This is a genomic window from Thiosulfatimonas sediminis (genome assembly GCF_011398355.1).
GTDB classification, from domain to species: domain Bacteria; phylum Pseudomonadota; class Gammaproteobacteria; order Thiomicrospirales; family Thiomicrospiraceae; genus Thiomicrorhabdus; species Thiomicrorhabdus sediminis_A.
The window spans coordinates 680,553-696,225 of sequence record NZ_AP021889.1; the positions used below are offsets into that span (position 1 = coordinate 680,553).

At 41.8% G+C, this 15,673-nt stretch carries 17 protein-coding genes and 2 tRNA genes; 13 read left to right on the forward strand and 6 right to left on the reverse strand.

Going from position 1 to position 15,673, the window contains the following annotated elements; genetic code table 11:
* Nucleotide 1: 1 nt before the first annotated feature.
* A complete protein-coding gene (gene queA / locus HRR27_RS03075) occupies nucleotides 2–1,057 on the reverse strand; it encodes a tRNA preQ1(34) S-adenosylmethionine ribosyltransferase-isomerase QueA (protein WP_173270772.1) in 1,056 nt (351 codons plus the stop codon).
* A gap of 395 nt (nucleotides 1,058–1,452) precedes the next feature.
* Here queA and HRR27_RS03080 point away from each other — a divergent pair.
* Together HRR27_RS03080 and HRR27_RS03085 are read left to right on the forward strand one after the other, a co-directional pair.
* Nucleotides 1,453–1,539: transfer RNA gene (locus HRR27_RS03080), tRNA-Leu, on the forward strand.
* Nucleotides 1,540–1,574: 35 nt separating this feature from the next.
* A tRNA-Val gene (locus HRR27_RS03085) sits at nucleotides 1,575–1,651 on the forward strand.
* Between the two features lie 51 nt (nucleotides 1,652–1,702).
* On the opposite strand, the gene HRR27_RS03090 is transcribed toward HRR27_RS03085, so the two are convergent.
* Entirely contained in the window at nucleotides 1,703–2,407 is a 705-nt protein-coding gene (locus tag HRR27_RS03090; protein WP_173270775.1) for a hypothetical protein, read from the reverse strand.
* 116 nt (nucleotides 2,408–2,523) lie between these two features.
* Between HRR27_RS03090 and tnpA the strand changes: the two genes are divergently transcribed.
* From tnpA to tnpC, 3 genes are read left to right on the forward strand one after another with little or no spacing between them, the layout of a single operon-like run.
* Complete coding sequence (gene tnpA / locus HRR27_RS03095; protein WP_173270778.1) at nucleotides 2,524–2,823, forward strand: IS66 family insertion sequence element accessory protein TnpA; 300 nt, start codon at nucleotides 2,524–2,526, stop codon at nucleotides 2,821–2,823.
* Complete coding sequence (gene tnpB, locus HRR27_RS03100; RefSeq protein ID WP_173270780.1) at nucleotides 2,816–3,172, forward strand: IS66 family insertion sequence element accessory protein TnpB; 357 nt, start codon at nucleotides 2,816–2,818, stop codon at nucleotides 3,170–3,172. The genes tnpA and tnpB overlap by 8 nt, the downstream gene beginning before the upstream one ends.
* Before the next feature lie 20 nt (nucleotides 3,173–3,192).
* A complete protein-coding gene (gene tnpC, locus HRR27_RS03105) occupies nucleotides 3,193–4,761 on the forward strand; it encodes an IS66 family transposase (protein ID WP_173270783.1) in 1,569 nt (522 codons plus the stop codon).
* On the opposite strand, the gene HRR27_RS03110 is transcribed toward tnpC, so the two are convergent.
* Entirely contained in the window at nucleotides 4,758–5,195 is a 438-nt protein-coding gene (locus tag HRR27_RS03110; RefSeq protein WP_173270786.1) for a hypothetical protein, read from the reverse strand. The genes tnpC and HRR27_RS03110 overlap by 4 nt on opposite strands.
* A 191-nt stretch (nucleotides 5,196–5,386) precedes the next feature.
* On the opposite strand from HRR27_RS03110, the gene HRR27_RS03115 reads away from it, so the two are divergent.
* From HRR27_RS03115 to HRR27_RS03135, 5 genes are all read left to right on the forward strand, one after another.
* Nucleotides 5,387–6,004, forward strand: coding sequence for a hypothetical protein (locus tag HRR27_RS03115; protein WP_173270789.1), 618 nt, complete (start codon nucleotides 5,387–5,389; stop codon nucleotides 6,002–6,004).
* A 147-nt stretch (nucleotides 6,005–6,151) separates the two neighbouring features.
* The gene (locus HRR27_RS03120) at nucleotides 6,152–6,361 is read left to right on the forward strand and encodes a hypothetical protein (RefSeq protein WP_173270792.1); all 210 of its coding nucleotides are present in this window, start codon (nucleotides 6,152–6,154) and stop codon (nucleotides 6,359–6,361) included.
* A 548-nt stretch (nucleotides 6,362–6,909) separates the two neighbouring features.
* Entirely contained in the window at nucleotides 6,910–7,440 is a 531-nt protein-coding gene (locus tag HRR27_RS03125) for a hypothetical protein (RefSeq protein WP_173270795.1), read from the forward strand.
* A 203-nt stretch (nucleotides 7,441–7,643) separates the two neighbouring features.
* Nucleotides 7,644–8,762 (forward strand): Fic family protein, encoded by a 1,119-nt coding sequence (locus HRR27_RS03130; RefSeq protein WP_173270798.1) that lies wholly within the window; start codon nucleotides 7,644–7,646, stop codon nucleotides 8,760–8,762.
* A gap of 125 nt (nucleotides 8,763–8,887) precedes the next feature.
* A complete protein-coding gene (locus tag HRR27_RS03135) occupies nucleotides 8,888–9,484 on the forward strand; it encodes a recombinase family protein (RefSeq protein WP_173270801.1) in 597 nt (198 codons plus the stop codon).
* A gap of 112 nt (nucleotides 9,485–9,596) precedes the next feature.
* On the opposite strand, the gene HRR27_RS03140 is transcribed toward HRR27_RS03135, so the two are convergent.
* The 3 genes from HRR27_RS03140 to HRR27_RS03150 all read right to left on the reverse strand — a co-directional run bounded on the left by HRR27_RS03140 (nucleotide 9,597) and on the right by HRR27_RS03150 (nucleotide 12,519).
* A complete protein-coding gene (locus tag HRR27_RS03140) occupies nucleotides 9,597–10,793 on the reverse strand; it encodes an ImmA/IrrE family metallo-endopeptidase (protein ID WP_173270805.1) in 1,197 nt (398 codons plus the stop codon).
* A 9-nt stretch (nucleotides 10,794–10,802) separates the two neighbouring features.
* Entirely contained in the window at nucleotides 10,803–11,093 is a 291-nt protein-coding gene (locus HRR27_RS03145) for a type II toxin-antitoxin system HigB family toxin (protein WP_173270809.1), read from the reverse strand.
* A 70-nt stretch (nucleotides 11,094–11,163) separates the two neighbouring features.
* Nucleotides 11,164–12,519 (reverse strand): SH3 domain-containing protein, encoded by a 1,356-nt coding sequence (locus HRR27_RS03150; protein WP_173270812.1) that lies wholly within the window; start codon nucleotides 12,517–12,519, stop codon nucleotides 11,164–11,166.
* 358 nt (nucleotides 12,520–12,877) lie between these two features.
* Here HRR27_RS03150 and HRR27_RS03155 point away from each other — a divergent pair, with 358 nt between their 5' ends.
* From HRR27_RS03155 to HRR27_RS03165, 3 genes are all read left to right on the forward strand, one after another.
* Nucleotides 12,878–13,438, forward strand: a complete 561-nt coding sequence (locus tag HRR27_RS03155) for a hypothetical protein (protein WP_173270815.1) — start codon at nucleotides 12,878–12,880, stop codon at nucleotides 13,436–13,438.
* Nucleotides 13,439–13,477: 39 nt separating this feature from the next.
* Nucleotides 13,478–14,614, forward strand: coding sequence for an outer membrane beta-barrel protein (locus HRR27_RS03160; protein WP_173270817.1), 1,137 nt, complete (start codon nucleotides 13,478–13,480; stop codon nucleotides 14,612–14,614).
* 88 nt (nucleotides 14,615–14,702) lie between these two features.
* Complete coding sequence (locus HRR27_RS03165) at nucleotides 14,703–15,653, forward strand: SLBB domain-containing protein (protein ID WP_173270819.1); 951 nt, start codon at nucleotides 14,703–14,705, stop codon at nucleotides 15,651–15,653.
* Nucleotides 15,654–15,673: the final 20 nt, after the last annotated feature.

Below are 15,673 nucleotides of genomic sequence, written 5' to 3' on the forward strand. Positions count from 1 at the left end.
CTTATTTTGGATTAGCAGGGTGCACTAACATCGCATCCCCATAACTGAAAAATCGGTATTTATTCTCTACGGCGTGTTGGTACGCACTCATGGTGCGCTCATAACCCGCCAGTGCCGAGACCAGCATAATCAATGTTGATTCCGGCAGGTGGAAGTTGGTTTGCAAAACATCCACCACTTGGAATTGATAACCTGGTGTGATGAAAATGTCGGTTTCACCGCGGTAGGCTTGTAACTCGCCATCTGAGTATTTAGCCGCGCTTTCTAGTGAGCGAACCGAGGTTGTGCCAATGGCAATCACGCGACCACCATTGGCTTTGGTTTGTTTGATTTGCTCGACTACGGTTTCGTCTACTTCCAGATATTCTGAATGCATCACATGTTCGGCAATATTATCAACTTGAACCGGTTTAAAAGTACCGGCGCCAACATGCAAAGTGACAAAACCAATTTGCGCACCTTTATCTTTAATTGCTTGCATCAAGTCTTCATCAAAGTGCAGACCTGCCGTCGGTGCTGCCACGGCGCCCGGTTTTTCGCCGTATACGGTTTGATAGCGTTCTTTGTCTTCGGCGCTATCGCCATCTTCATCTTGATGGCGTTCGATATATGGCGGCAATGGCATATGCCCATGTTCTTCAATCAGTTCCAGTGCACTCAGATTGTTATCAATGACTTGTACTTTAAATAGAGCATCTTCACGACCAATTACTTCAACATCAAAAGCGTTCTCAATAGTCAGTTTTGCACCGGCTTTTGGCGAACGGCTAGAGCGAATGTGGGTAAGCAGGGTTTTCTCATCCAGCACTCGTTCAATCAACAGTTCAATCTTGCCGCCGCTCTCTTTTTGACCAAACAAGCGCGCTGGAATGACACGGGTATTGTTGAATACCAATAAATCATTTGGCTGAATAAAGTCCAAAATATTAGGAAACTGCTGGTCTAACAGTGAGCCGTCCGGCTGCATCACCAATAGGCGACTGCCGCGTCGCTCTGCTGCGGGTTGCTGAGCGATTAAGTTATCCGGTAAATCAAAATAGAAATCTTGGCGTTTCACGGTAGGCTCTCTAAAATATATGAAAAAGTCACAGTCAAAACGGCTGCATGGACTGGGGCGCGCAGAATCAATTCCAAGTGCGTTTAGGAAAAGCAATATTCCGCTTAGGCAAGACAGCAATGTTGTTGGACGATGCCGTTTAAAATCGAGCTAGAATTTACACCCTGTAAGCCCCTTGCTCAAACCAATGTGAGTTTATTCTGCGCTTCTCACAAAAAGGGCGGTATTTTCGCTGATTGCTCCTTTGTTTTCAACTGTTTAGAGAAAGCCCACACCCAAAGCAAAAAAATGAACAGCGTTGAATCGGCAAGATAATCGTAAGAATAACGTGAAATTACCAGAAAGGCGCTTGACAGTGCCCAGTTGAATGATTAATATACGCGCCACAATTCAGTGCCAGTGTGATGAAATTGGTAGACATGACGGATTCAAAATCCGTTGGTGGTGACACCGTGGCGGTTCGAGTCCGCCCACTGGTACCAATCCTACGCAAACTTTGCGTATCAAAATATACAGTACGACCGTAGCTCAGTTGGTTAGAGCACCACCTTGACATGGTGGGGGTCGGTGGTTCGAATCCACTCGGTCGTACCAATTTTCCTGGTAAAATCAATGACTTACCAAGGTTAATTTTTCCCGTTGCTTTTAATTTATTCGGAGAGTCAACATAGGTTTGTCTATATTTCCAGATCCAATTTTGTATTTCTGATTTATTAATTCTTTAAGCACTCTTCGATCACTCTCAATCCTACAATTTTTTACTAACCATTCTTTTACTTTTTGCTGCTGAATTTTTTGCCCGTATTCCTTAAACTCTTCTGACTCTGAAAAATCTTCAAGAATCTTCTCATGGCGTTGAGATAACTTCAAAAAAGTTCCATCTTTACGATGTTTTACATCATCTTTTTGTGATGAGTTAGCGAAAAACAAATTTTGTTCAAAGGCTTCAATATCTTCTTTAAGGATTACCGCACCACCTGCTTCTTGATAAGATTTCAGAACATCAGAAGATAAAGACAAGCACTGATACTCTTGATCTTTGTAGGAGTTTGTATTTTTGTTCACGACGTAATAAAACTTACCACGCCACAGCACCACAGAGGCTTGTGACATCTTATTTATTAACTCTCCTCCAAGATTTGACAGGTTAATTTTGCTTAATACTTCAATCTCTTCCGGTGGCGTGAATGAAATCCCAAATGGATTATCAGATTGAGCAAATGGCGTGACCGCAATTGGGCATTCAACACGAATGATCGGTTCATGATCATCGGATTCAACAGTTTCAATATCTGTCCGGCAGTTACTTTCAACATAGTGATCATTGATACTGTGCTCTGACGATAACAAATGCTTTTCATTTAAAAAAATTCAGATAAATCCGTAAGCGCCAATTTACCCACATCTAAAATTCTTGGATAAAGTTCGTTATTCTTCTATGTGTTTTCAATCACAGGTGAATTTTGATGAGCAAACACGAACTTTGGGTGCAGCGGATTGCCGATTGGCAAGCCAGTGGCCTTTCACAACGGGCATTTTGCCAGCAGCAAGGCTTGGCGATTTCAACCTTTTATACTTGGCGACGTAGGCTTCGAAACTTAAGCCAAGCACCCATCAAAGAATCTTCTGCCTTTTTGCCGATGGTGATTCACGATCAGCCTGAACCGTGCTCAACCAGCATTGCAGTCAAGGCAAAAGGATTGGCATTTGAGTGTTCCGTGGTGCAATTAGCGCAATTGATTACCGAGTTGAATCGTCATGCTTAGACCAAGCTTTGATGCACACGTCTTTGTCTATCGTGATTCCGTGGATATGCGTAAATCCATTAATGGACTGGCGGCCATTGTGGAAGCTGAGCTGGGACATTCTCCCATGAGTGGCGCACTGTTTGTGTTTTGCAACCGTTCTCGCGATAAGGTCAAACTCCTCTACTGGGAACGCAATGGTTTTGTGCTCTGGTACAAGCGATTAGAGAAACACAAGTTCAAATGGTTAGCACCAGTCGTCGATCAAGAAGCGGTGTCGGTCACAGGCAAACAGCTTAATCAGTTACTCGATGGCTTGGATATTTTTCAACAGCCGCATCAATCACTTTTCTATGACAACGTGGGCTAATTCGGGTATCTTACCCGCCCATGAAAACACCTCTGACTGCTCACGATTTACCCGATGATATCGAGGCCTTAAAGGCGTTGGTCGTGCAGTCTCAATCAGATATCCTTCATCAAGCAAGTCAACTTGCTCAAAAAGACCAGCACATAGATACGCTTGCCAAAGAAGTCAGTCGTCTGTCTGAATTGGTCATGTTCTTTAAGGTTCGTCAATTCTATAAAAGCAGTGAAAAACACCCCGATCAAGCGGAACTGTTTAATGAACCCGAAGTCGAGGACAATTCGTCTTTGAGAGCGTCGAGTAGTGATGAATCCTCGAGTGCCTCACCCAAAGCAAAATCCAACGCGGGTCGTAAACCCTTACCAAAGAATCTTCCCCGTCAACGTGTTGAACATTGCTTACCGGCCGGTGAGAAATGTGACTGTGGCTCAGAGTTCAAAGAAATCGGTGAAGAAGTCTCTGAGCAATTAGAAATTATTCCTGCCAAAATCATTGTTCGTCAGTTAGTGCGTAAAAAATACGCCTGCCCATGTTGTGAGGGTTCGCTTAAGTTAGCGTCCATGCCCAAACAGCCGATTCCCAAAAGCATCGCCGGTCCGGGATTAATGGCCTACATTGCCACCGCGAAATACCAAGATGGCGTACCGCTGTATCGTCAAGAAAAAGCCTTTGAACGTTTAGAGGTCGAACTGTCACGCCAAACGATGGCCAACTGGATGATTAAGGGGGCCCAACTCTGCCAGCCACTGTACAACCTACTGCAAGATTCTCTGCTCGACAGTGGCTATGTGCATATGGATGAAACGCGTGTGCAAGTGTTGAATGAGGTGGGGAAAACCGCAGAGAGCCACAGTTACATGTGGGTACGCAAGACGGGCGATCAAAAACACCCAGTGGTGTTATTCGACTATGCACCGGATCGCACCACACAAACCGCGATGAATTTATTACCTGAGTTTAAAGGCTTCCTACAAACCGATGACTATGCGGGTTATCACAAAATCGGTGTAACCGAACAGATTACCCATCTAGGTTGTTGGGCCCATGCCAGACGTAAGTTTATGGATGCCAAAAAAGTACTGCCTAAGAATAAAACCGGCAAGGCGGACATGGCACTCAATCTCATTCAAAAGCTCTATCAAATTGAACAACACATCAAAGACCAACCACCAAATAAACGACTTGAGATCCGGCAAACCGAAAGCCTGCGGGTTTTAGAACAGCTCAAAACGTGGTTGGATAAAAGCCTCAACAGCACCGTGCCCAAAAGCAAACTCGGTGAGGCCTTGAGCTATCTGGCAAAAAACTGGGAAAAGCTTCAAATCTTCACCACGAATGGGCGATTGAATATCGACAATAATCCAGTCGAGAATGCCATTCGTCCCTTCGCGATCGGGCGCAAGAACTGGCTCTTTAGCCAATCGGTTAAAGGCGCCAAAGCCAGTGCGATGCTGTACAGCTTGATTGAAACCGCCAAAGCCAACGGACTCGAACCCCAAGCTTATCTCACCGATCTCTTCCGAGACCTGCCCAACTGCGACACCCTCGAGCAGTTCGAAGCACTTCTGCCGTGGAATCACACCGCATCCTAGAAAACTAGGGCGTGGGTAAATTGTCGCTTACATAAATCCTGATTGCCGAAAGTTTTTGTATATTTGCCAGGACTGGTTTTATTGAACTTTGTGTTTTCAAGTTGAGCATCCGCAAAGACCCATGCAGAAGCATAAAAGGTTTTTTGAGATGCCAGGCGGCGAGCAATCAGTTCTTCATTGCTTTCATGGATACCGTCCACATAAACCTTGCCTCGCAAGGTCGGGGTGATATGCAGTTCTAAGTACTTATACAACTTATTCACCCCAGAAACCGGAAAAAGCAAGCAGTTTTGAAGGCTTATGAAAGCAGGTATTTCTTCACGGGCAATTTTCTCCTGCAAAAAATCTTTGCCATAATCTTGATGGATTTTTTGCCAGCGGCGGGTCACTTCTTCAACATTGTAAAAGTTTTTAATTAATGGCTCTAAAGACATTTTAAACTCCCTAGTTTTTTCAAAATGGGCAGGCCTTACGGCGTATTAACACACAGAATTAAAAACTTACAAGAGAGTTGCTTCTGGGTGTATTTCGCTGTTTAGCAAGGCCTTTTAAGTATTGCGTTACATGATATTTTGAACCTCGTATTTTATTTTTGAGTCAACCAAAAAAATGAGGTTAATGGGTCATGAGCCAAGATCTAATTCGAATAGGGATAATTGCCATATCTGCCAGTCTGTCCGGCTGCGTTACGACAAATCAAGATAGCCATACTTATATAAATGGGAAGTGCATTACCTGCTTTAACAATCCTCTTACTGGCAAGCCTGTTAATTATGAAGAGGGCCTGCTAACGACGACCAATCAACCATCTGAAACCGCAGATGCTGGTTGCGGAATTCCAAAGTCAAAGTATGACAATGTTTACCATCGAGCAGATAAAAGATGGTGTTCAAATCTAACGCTTCAGGGAGCTAAGTGGTCAGACGAAATTAAGCACTCAGAACTCGTGAAGCAAAATGTTGATATGGCTTATATCAACTCGAAAAAACACCTCAAGTTTTTGGATACCGATGATGACATTTCGCACTCTGCTTACAACATCTCAAGAGCAAAGATTGATGCCATTCCCAGTACCTATTACTCGATAGCTTCTCGCTATGGAGGGCCTTTAATGCAACTAGATTGGCTTGCTGATTACCAGCTTGAGCTTAAACGTGTTTCTAAAACAACGACCAGGGTAACGATTACATACAAAATCTACTCAAAAGATATGAACCCCACAATTCCAACAAGAAATGATTAAAGCGATTAACGGGTCTTAAACTTATTGAGCAAATAGCCCTCGACATTTTGTTTTTCAAAGGGCTACTGAGTAGCCCCTTTTCAATTTCACTTCAAACCAAATCATCATTCATAATCTACTGTGATTTAAAAACATCCGGAATTGAAAATGTCAGAAGTTCTAGAGGTTGGTGATTGGGTTGAATACGAGAGTAATCGTGGCAAATTGAAAGGCAGACTTGAAAAAGTCAGCAAGTCAACGGTTCTGGTTAATACGATTCAATTTGGACGGCTTGCTGCGATTTACCGAGTACCCAAAACCAAAGTCAGAAAAATTAATATTGAAGTATTGAATTTGCCTATCAGTGATGGCTTGTAAGTTCAGCTTTATGTGTGAAGATAATAATATCTTCAATGGATTTCCTCCGAAGGTAGTAGTAAGTAAGCTTAGGCCGCAAATGTCATTTTGATGTTTGCGGTTTTTTTTTGCAGCACAGTTATGGGGTTCATGAATTTCATGTCGCCTATAAACTTAATTGTCACGGTACCGCTTGCAAGTATGACAAGGTCGAATAGAATGAATTTGGTAATAAATGCAGTAGAGGGCAATTTATTACTCCATACTAGGCGGCATCGAAAGATGCCGTTTTTTATTTGGATTCTAAATTTAAGACAAGAGTTATTGTCAAACAAGGGGGCTATTTAATAGCCCCTTTGCGGATAAAACTTCAGTCAAGAACGGTTACTAGCACTCAAAAGAGTTGTTACATACCACATAATAGTTGTTACAGAGGACTGTTTTTCTTGTTGCAGAGGCCAGCTTTTCAAGTGTTGCTATTTTTTTCAAATTTTCTGTAAAACCGCCTATGCAACAGGTCTTAATGTGTCCTGTGCAGCAGAAAAATTTATTTAAAATCAAAGCTTTAAGTGTTTAATAAAAAAGAATGGAAATTGTTGCAGACGCCAAAGAGAATCAAAAATGAGATTTTGGAGTCGGAAGATGGCTCCCTATATAATATATATTCAATATCCTTTAATAATATTAAGGAGCCAGCGTCAATCATAGAATTTGGCAGGCAGCTCAGCAGACTTGAGAAACTTGAGAGTCGAATTCGTGATCTAACGGAAGATTTTAAAAACCTTGGTAGATCACAACTCAGTCTGTTTCGTCGATCGTTTACCAGTCACTCCGAAATCAAAGTCATCTTGAAGCAAGGTAACGAAAGATCAGAACTGACTTTTGAACATGAGGCATTAAAACACTATCTGGATAGTCTGGATGCAATCGACCAAAAACTCATTCGCACTTTCGAGACCGAGATTACATTGCTTAACGCCAATCTTAAAATCGAATGGACGCGCTTTTTTGAGTTTGCTAGGGCCGCCTCAATTGATGAGAAATCTGTTATACAGGTGAAAAACTTTCCGACATACTTAGATCGCCTGCAACAATCCTGAGCCAAATGCATCACATTGTTTTTACCGATCGGTAAGGTTTTAGGCTGCTCTTTTGGGTTAATGCAATCCGCGTTTTGGATTGTCATCAATAACCTGAAATTTTAGGAATCAAAGTCGTTTGCGGTGTTTAATGCTTTATTCACCGCAAATTTTGCAGGGAATAAGGTTATAATCACCGCATAATACTCAAAAGGTCGTGCATTATGTGGTTATGGCAAGCACCCGATTTTCCAAACTTTACTTGGAATGAAGCGGATATTCTCAAAATTATTGCTGACATTCGTTATCAGCAAGGGCTTTTACTTGGACGAATTCAAGATGTTGGATTTGAAGAAAAAGGCTCAGCTATTATTGAGGCTCAGACCCAAAACGTCATAAATTCCGCCTTAATTGAAAACGAACACCTCTCTTTATCCGATGTCAGATCTTCAATCGCCAGACATCTTGGATTCCAAAAAGATTATCAAAAAGCCGACCGCAAAACCGAAGGCATGGTTGAAATGCTATTGGATGCCACTGATCAGTCCGATAAGCCTCTGACCAAACAGCGTTTGTTCGGGTGGCACAATGCCTTATTCCCAGATGGATTTAGCGGCATACACGCCATCACTGTTGCTCAATGGCGAGAAGAATATGGTGATCCTATGCAGGTTGTCAGTGGCATGGGTGATCGCTTGCGAGTGCATTTTGAAGCCCCTGCTAGTCAAGTTGATGAGATGATGCAGCAATTTTTTGACTGGGCAGAGCATGAATCATTAGACCCGATCATTAAATCCGGGATAGCACACCTTTGGTTTTTAACGATTCATCCGTTTGAAGATGGTAATGGCAGAATTGCGCGTGCGATTTCTGATGCCTTCTTAAGTGAATCCGACGGGGTTAAGCAGCGTTTCTATAACCTGTCTTCGCAAATCCAAAAAGACAAAAAGAATTATTACAAAAGACTGCAAATGCAGCAGCGTGCCGATTTAGACATCACCCCTTGGCTGACTTGGTATTTGAACGCCGTTCAATTGGCACTTAAATCCGCAAATCATGACCTGAATCAAATATTGTTCAAGAGCCAGCTTTGGCAAAAAATCAACAGCCATCAAAGCGTAAATGAACGACAAAAAACCATCATTAATCTGATGTTGTCTGCGGATTTTAAAGGCAATATCAATACCTCCAAATATGCCAAGCTCTGTAAATGCTCACCGGACACCGCGTTAAGGGATATCAACCAGCTTAAAAAACGAGGGGTTTTAATTAAAAACCCTGAAAACAAAGGGCGAAACACCAGTTATTTTCTTACAAGCTCTATTGATACCATCGATCGGTAAAGCCGATTACAAAACGGTCGTTTTCTTATCGCAGTCAAGAAGCCGTTGATTTCTTGTAAGAAATCGCAAATAGACGATAATAAATTACAGTAACTTTTCTATGTAAACAAAAGGTACGTTTAATAATGATTATCGGCTACGCTCGTGTGAGTACTCAAGATCAAAACCTAGAATTGCAATTGGATGCTTTAATCGCAGCAGCCGGTTGCGAACAAACTTTTCAAGAAAAAATCACTGGCAAGAAAAAAGAGCGGCCAGAATTAAACATTTGCCTTAAAACTCTAAGAGCAGGTGATGTCTTGGTGGTTTGGAAGTTAGACCGGCTTGCACGCTCACTGAAAGATCTGGTGGAGATCATTTCCGAGTTGGAGTCTAAAGGCGTGGGCTTTAAATCCATTACGGAATCCATCGACACGACCTCTCCTTCTGGCAAGCTTATTTTTCATATTTTCGGAGCACTTGCGGAGTTTGAGCACAGTTTGATACGGGAACGCACCCTGGAAGGACTAAAAGCCGCCAGAGCCCGTGGACGCAAAGGCGGACGAAAACCCGCTATGACGGGACAAGACGTTAAAAAAGCGGCTGCGATGCTCAAAGATCCTATGATTACTAAAACCGAAGTCGCAGAGCATTTTGGAGTTAGTCGTTTAACACTCAATAAATCCCTAGAACGTGAAGGATTTAGTGGCTTACCAGAGAAAAGCAAGACAAAAAAGATTTGAGCAAAATAAATAACTTTCCGTTAGTCCAACAACTTGTTGGACTATTTCAAAGAAGGATGTCTTTGATGGACTGTGCAACAGGCTGTTGCGCAAAATAGGCCAAGTAAATTAGCTAAAAGCCAAGAGCGCACTTCACACTTGTTTTGAATTGCTGGCCAAACAACTGATAGTTATTTCTCTCATAGCGAATGCGTCCCGCAATAATGTCTGGCGCAATTCTCAATTCTTTAGCGAGATTATTTACATCTTGAGCACTAAAAATGCCTTGTGTTGAAAGTTTTGGCAAGAGTGCCGATTGCGCAAGCTCGTCGGCTTCATTTTCAATTTCAGGGCGACATTTTGCTTCCATGTCGTCAATGAACCACCCGTCACAATTCTCTAAGTGCAGCGCAATGTGTGCCAGCTCGTGCATTAAAGTAAACCAAAAATTATCAAGACGATCATGACGCAATGTAAGAGCAACCACAGGGTTGCCTGTTTCACTAATGCAGACAGCACCATCCAAATAGGTTTTTGGTAAGTGCTCTTCAAACACCAAATGAACTCCATATTTATTCAAAAACTCTTTGGCAAGTAGAGGACCTTTATTTGACCAAGACAATTGAGCAACTTGCTTCATCCATTCAATATTCACTGTACCTGGCTGATAGTTGGTAGGTAAGGTTTCTTCTTTGGCTAAGTGTAAAACTCGAACCTGCCAAGCCCAGAGCGCATAAGCATCAACTTCTTTATCATTTGAAGCATCATGAGCCGTTGTTCTCATGAGCGCAGGCTTTAGGTTAAAACCTCCTGCCACGTTAGATAAAAACTCAGAAACTTTCTCCGCAGCATATTCTTTCAATTCATGTATGGTGCCTGAAAAGTCGCCAAAGTAACCGCGCTTACGCATTTCGGTAAGCGGGAAACAGAGCCATTCGATATCAGATTGCTCAATTTTTTTAAGACTTGGATCTTGAATCAATGTTTCGAGTGAAATCCCTAGGCCTTCATGCAATTTGCGAATCATTGGAAGACTAAGAGATCTTTTGCCATTTAATACCTCAGAAACTTTAGACGCAGATCCGATGTAGGGGGTTAAATCTTTATTTCTAAGCCCCATTTGATCCATACGAAATTTAATGGCTTCAATTGGCGTTGGCGGTTCCATAGGAAACTGCGCTTCTTCGTACTTTTCAATGACCAAGGCCAATAGCTCTAACTCATCCGCGGCTGAGGTACCTTCAGCAGGATCTTGATCCATTAAAGCCATTAAACGCTCCAACGCTTGAGCGTGTTCCTGCTCATTTTTAATTACTTTAACGTTATTCATGTTGATTCCTCAGAAAGTTTTTTTGTCGTATTCCGCATGGGTTCCTACCCATTCAATAACGACGATGCCATTTTGGTAACGAACTTTGACAACAAGGCGGTAGTGATTGCCTTTGATATTAAAAATCACACGATTATCCGCTAAAAAATCTGCACTCGGATAACGCGCTTTAATGTCATGAGAGTCTTTCCAGCGGCAGTTTTTATTGGATACTTCATCATGCCATGCATTAATGGCACTTCTGACATCAGCATGTTTTTTGCTGAATTTATCCAATTTATCTTTACCTAATACTTGCATGAACCGTCTTTTCTGGATCCGGTGTATTTTGACAAAAAAGTTCCCTAAAAGGGAAGTTTTTTATTTTAAACTATCTTTCCAATTTATGCAGGTAACGTGAGAACACCCAACCTTGAATCATTTTCTCTGAATCGGAATCGTAATACTCAATGAAAGACCACGCCTTTTCCTTTGCGAGCAATTTGACGATTTTCCCTCTTTTTAGCGTGTCAATGACTTCAAATTTTTGACCTGCATCAGCTCGAACATATAGAACGGTTTTAACATCAACAAAACGATGGTTTACTAAAATTACAGGGATCAGGTTCTCACTTGCAGTAGCAATAATTTGTTTTTTGGGAGTTTCTGGTTCGATGCCTTGCCACTTTTCCTGCCAATAAGGGGTTGTCACATTGACTAGAACGCCCATTGCATACTCCAACATCCGTAGCATAATGAAATAAGAGATTATTTTGACTGGGTCGGGTAAACCGTTAAACCACTCTTTAAAATGTTTCTGCTCATTTTCTACAAGCTCTAGCGGCGGTGAGGCCTCCCACTCTTGCCAAGTTTTTCCAGTTAAGGCATCCAAATCTAATTTCGCCCAATTTGAGAGATCAACTTGGGCGAGCGTTTCGCTCATAACCGCATATTTTTCTACTAGGTTTTCTACTGGTGAAAACATCTCTGTAAGAGAGTTTGCTCTGGAAATTGTTTCTGCATACGTAGAATTTGAGAATTCTAATGAGGCAAGTATGGATGCGTTTTGATTGCCGAGGAGTTGCTCAAGATAGTTTTCGGTATTTAATCCAAAAGCTGCAAGGTTGAACTGATCTGATAATTTTTCAATCGTGCTTTCCTGGCCATTAATGAACGAGAGGTGATCTTGGACTGAATCAAAGCCTAAAGCTTTGAGAGGGGCACTCATTGATTGATCAATGTTTTCCCATACTTTGGCTGCCGAAGTATTTATGCTTTCAAGCATGGAAGTGACGGACGCTGTCTTTGAAAACCATTCTTCATGATGGGATTGGATAGCCTGAGTGGCTGATATTGCTGACGAATTAATGTATTCACTGTATTGGACTTGTGCTGCTTCAATTTCCGATATAGCTGGCGCATACAAATTTTGCCAAGTGTTGGTAGAAGAAAAATTTATGTCATCAAACATGGAGGTTAAGGATGCAGCTTTTGCAAGCAACTCTTCATGTTGTGATTGGAAATCTTGGATACTCTCAAGTGCCGGTGCATTCAAGTGCGCATGGCATTGCTCTTGCACAGCGTCAAGTGCAGATGTCGTAGGTGAATGTAGGCTATCCACCTGTTTAATCAATTCTTCATGGGGATTAAAAGTACTAATTGATTCAAGTTGAGCCGCAAGCTGTTCGGATAAGGTTGGCTCTGTTAAATATGCCGAAGCTAATACAGATTCACTTATATTCGACAAACCATAAAGTGCTGAAACCTCAGCTAAACTAGAAATATCTGATAAATCTTTAAATTCAGAATTTATTGCTTCGAGTTGTTCTTTGAGAGCACGGTCATTTTGATTTTTCTGATAAGTGCGTATAAGACCATAAAATAATTAGAAAAATCCTAGAAAATGGTGGACTAAAAGACATTGTCTTATTAATATAGCGCTTAGAATTTTTACTATAAAATTAATTAATGAAATTACAAATTAAAGTTTTGATGTTTTAGTTTGGTTATGAATGTCAGCGTCTTGATGTTCTAACTGATCTCTACTTCATCAAATGGTTTAGTTCAATTTATTTAATAAACATCGGATTGCGAGGTTTCCCGCCATGAAAAAATTTTTACCAACAATGATGTTGTCTATCGTTTTGGCATCATCTGCTGCATTCGCAGACCAAGAAACGCTGGATGCACTTGTTAATTCAGGTGTTGAGTTGACTGAAGAGCAAAAGCTAAAAGTTCTTAATGCTTCAGATACTGAATTGTCTGCCATCATTTCTCAGATTGTGAGTGAGGTTAAATCAAATATCTTAGCTCAAGCAGAAGGTAATGCGGATACAAAGCAAGCGGCAATTGAATTAGCTGTTCAGAAAATTGTTCAAGTTATCGCAGAAGTTAAACCGTTAGTGGTCGACAATGTTGCTTCAGCGATATCATCGTCAAATCCTGAGTTGAGTGCTGTTGTTGCGGTTGCTTCTGTAGAAGGCCAGGCAACGGCGGCTGGTCCGAATGAAAATGCAAATGAAGTTGCAGAAGTCGCTCAAGACCTAAATCCAGGGCAGAATAATGAGAATTTGCCAGTCGACGGAACGAATACACCAGGATCGACTGTTGTTGCGACAGCACCAAGTACTGGCGGTGCTGGTGGCGGTACAGTTAGTCCGAATTGATCATTCAAAATAAAATCTAATTAAATAAGTTTAAGTGACATGGCTATAAAAAAACCTTTACTAATTCCAGTTATCCTTGTTTCACAAAGTGCATTTGCATTGGACCCTCAATCATTTGGAGAAGCAGGTGTTTATCTGACTCCTACTTTGAGTGTCGGCGTAACGCAGGATGACAATATTCGTGCAACCAGTGCGGCGACCAGTTCAAGCGTTGTTTCAGTCACGCCAAATTTTGCGTTGTCCGCTGAAAAGGGTGCGAATAAATTTAACGCAAATTATTCTTTAAATCACCGAATCTATTCTGTCGGCAGTGTTGATGATTTGACCGATCATAATTTGAATTTATCTTCAAATTTAGTCTTTGATGTTCGAAATAATTTAAGTTTAAGTGCCAATTACGCTAAAACTGAAAACATTGCCGATGCCCGTGTTGCTGGTCAAGTTGATAAGTTCAGTGATTTAGGCTTTAACGGCTTGTATGTCTACGGTGCGCCATCAGCGACAGGAAATATTGAAGTTGGTGTAGGTCATCTTCGCAAACGTGCTGACGATGTGGTGAATGCTGATCTTGAAAGAGACGTTAATTCCGCCAGTATTTTATTCTCGTTGCAGGCGACGGCGAAAACACGTTTTATTGCTGAGCTAAATACTTCATTGTTTGAGTATGTATCAGCACAAGAAAAGAACGGTCAAAATTATGCCGCCTTAGCGGGGGTTAGATGGGATGCAACGGCCAAGACTTCGGGTCAAATTAAAGCGGGTTATCAGAAGAAAGTTTTTGATGATTTAGCGGCTGAAGACTCTTCCATTTTTAACTGGGACGTCAGTGTGATTTGGGCGCCGAAAACCTATTCCACCTTTACGCTGACAAGTTCACAGAAAATTGATGAAGGTAATTATGGTGCGGCCAGTGCGGACACCCAAACAAATATGATTACTTGGGCGCATGATTGGGGTAATCGTATTAACTCTAATGTTTCTTTCAGCTATTTAAATCAAGATTATTCTAATGGTCGTAAAGATGAGTCTGATAGCTTTAGCGTTGGTTTAGATTATGCATTCAGAAGATGGTTAGATTTTACTGCGCGCTATACTTACGGCTCTAAAAATTCTACTGAACAGATTAGTAATTATGACCGTAATCAGTATTACATCGGTGCAACAATTGCCCTTTAACGTGTGATTAAAACGGTCTTATTAGAAAGTTACCAGATTATAATGTCCGGTAACTTTTTTTTTATCTGATTAATCAAGGTGGTTAAGCGTGTTTAAAAGTATGATTTTCTTATTAGGGCTTACGGTCTTATCTTCTTCTCATGCGGTTGATTTTTTTGATGATGTTGTGGCAGTTGGGGTTGCTCCGGCTGCGCAAAATGAAAGTACTCTTGTTTCTACGGAAAATGTTATTTCACAACCATCGGGCATTGCCAGTCAGCCAATTCTGTCAGAGGCTCCAGTGCAAGAAGTTGCACAAAATAGTATCCAAAGAGTGGTTCAGTCAGAAAACGTAACACCATCCGCCAGTTTAAAGTCGGACTATCGTTTGGCGTCTGGGGATGTCGTCACCATTAGTGTTTATGGTGAACCAGAGTTAAGTTTTCAAGAGAAGCGTTTGGACGAGAATGGTCAAATCTCTTACCCGTTTTTAGGTGTCGTGAATGCCAACAATCTGACGGCGATTGAACTAGAAAGCCTGTTAACCAAAAGGCTAAAAGGTGACTTTTTAATTGATCCAAAAGTGTCAGTGAACGTAAAAACTTATCGTCTTGTCTATATAAGTGGTGCTGTTGGTGCGGCAGGCGCTTTTACATATACACCAGGGATGACGGTTCGTCGGCTCGCGACTTTGGCTGGCGGTGTCACGGAATCAGCATCACTGGATGAAATATCGATTATTAGTGCGACAGCACAGGGTGAAGTGGTCAAGTTAGGGACACTGGATTCAGTTGTTGCGCCAGGCGATACCATCAGTATCCCTGAATACAAAAAAGTATTTCTCAGTGGCGCGGTAAACAGTCCAGGCAGCATTTCGTATCGTTTAGGGATGACTGTCAGACAGGCGATTTCCTTGGCAGGTGGTCTCACAGAAAGAGCATCTGAAAGCAAGATTTCGATTATTAAAGACGGCGAAGATGCCTCGCGCAATCAACGAGCGACAATGGATGCTATGGTCAGTCCTGGGGATTCTATTTCCGTCGGCGAAGGTTTCTTTTAAGAAACACATAGCAAATTCTC

Excerpts from the sequence above, each read along its gene's own strand:
- tnpA (WP_173270778.1), top strand. The coding sequence starts at position 2,524 with ATGAGCAAACACGAACTTTGGGTGCAGCGGATTGCCGATTGGCAAGCC.
- tnpB (WP_173270780.1), top strand. The coding sequence starts at position 2,816 with ATGCTTAGACCAAGCTTTGATGCACACGTCTTTGTCTATCGTGATTCC.
- tnpC (WP_173270783.1), top strand. The coding sequence starts at position 3,193 with ATGAAAACACCTCTGACTGCTCACGATTTACCCGATGATATCGAGGCC.
- HRR27_RS03110 (WP_173270786.1), bottom strand. The coding sequence starts at position 5,195 with ATGTCTTTAGAGCCATTAATTAAAAACTTTTACAATGTTGAAGAAGTG.
- HRR27_RS03115 (WP_173270789.1), top strand. The coding sequence starts at position 5,387 with ATGAGCCAAGATCTAATTCGAATAGGGATAATTGCCATATCTGCCAGT.
- HRR27_RS03120 (WP_173270792.1), top strand. The coding sequence starts at position 6,152 with ATGTCAGAAGTTCTAGAGGTTGGTGATTGGGTTGAATACGAGAGTAAT.
- HRR27_RS03130 (WP_173270798.1), top strand. The coding sequence starts at position 7,644 with ATGTGGTTATGGCAAGCACCCGATTTTCCAAACTTTACTTGGAATGAA.
- HRR27_RS03135 (WP_173270801.1), top strand. The coding sequence starts at position 8,888 with ATGATTATCGGCTACGCTCGTGTGAGTACTCAAGATCAAAACCTAGAA.
- HRR27_RS03140 (WP_173270805.1), bottom strand. The coding sequence starts at position 10,793 with ATGAATAACGTTAAAGTAATTAAAAATGAGCAGGAACACGCTCAAGCG.
- HRR27_RS03145 (WP_173270809.1), bottom strand. The coding sequence starts at position 11,093 with ATGCAAGTATTAGGTAAAGATAAATTGGATAAATTCAGCAAAAAACAT.
- HRR27_RS03155 (WP_173270815.1), top strand. The coding sequence starts at position 12,878 with ATGAAAAAATTTTTACCAACAATGATGTTGTCTATCGTTTTGGCATCA.
- HRR27_RS03160 (WP_173270817.1), top strand. The coding sequence starts at position 13,478 with ATGGCTATAAAAAAACCTTTACTAATTCCAGTTATCCTTGTTTCACAA.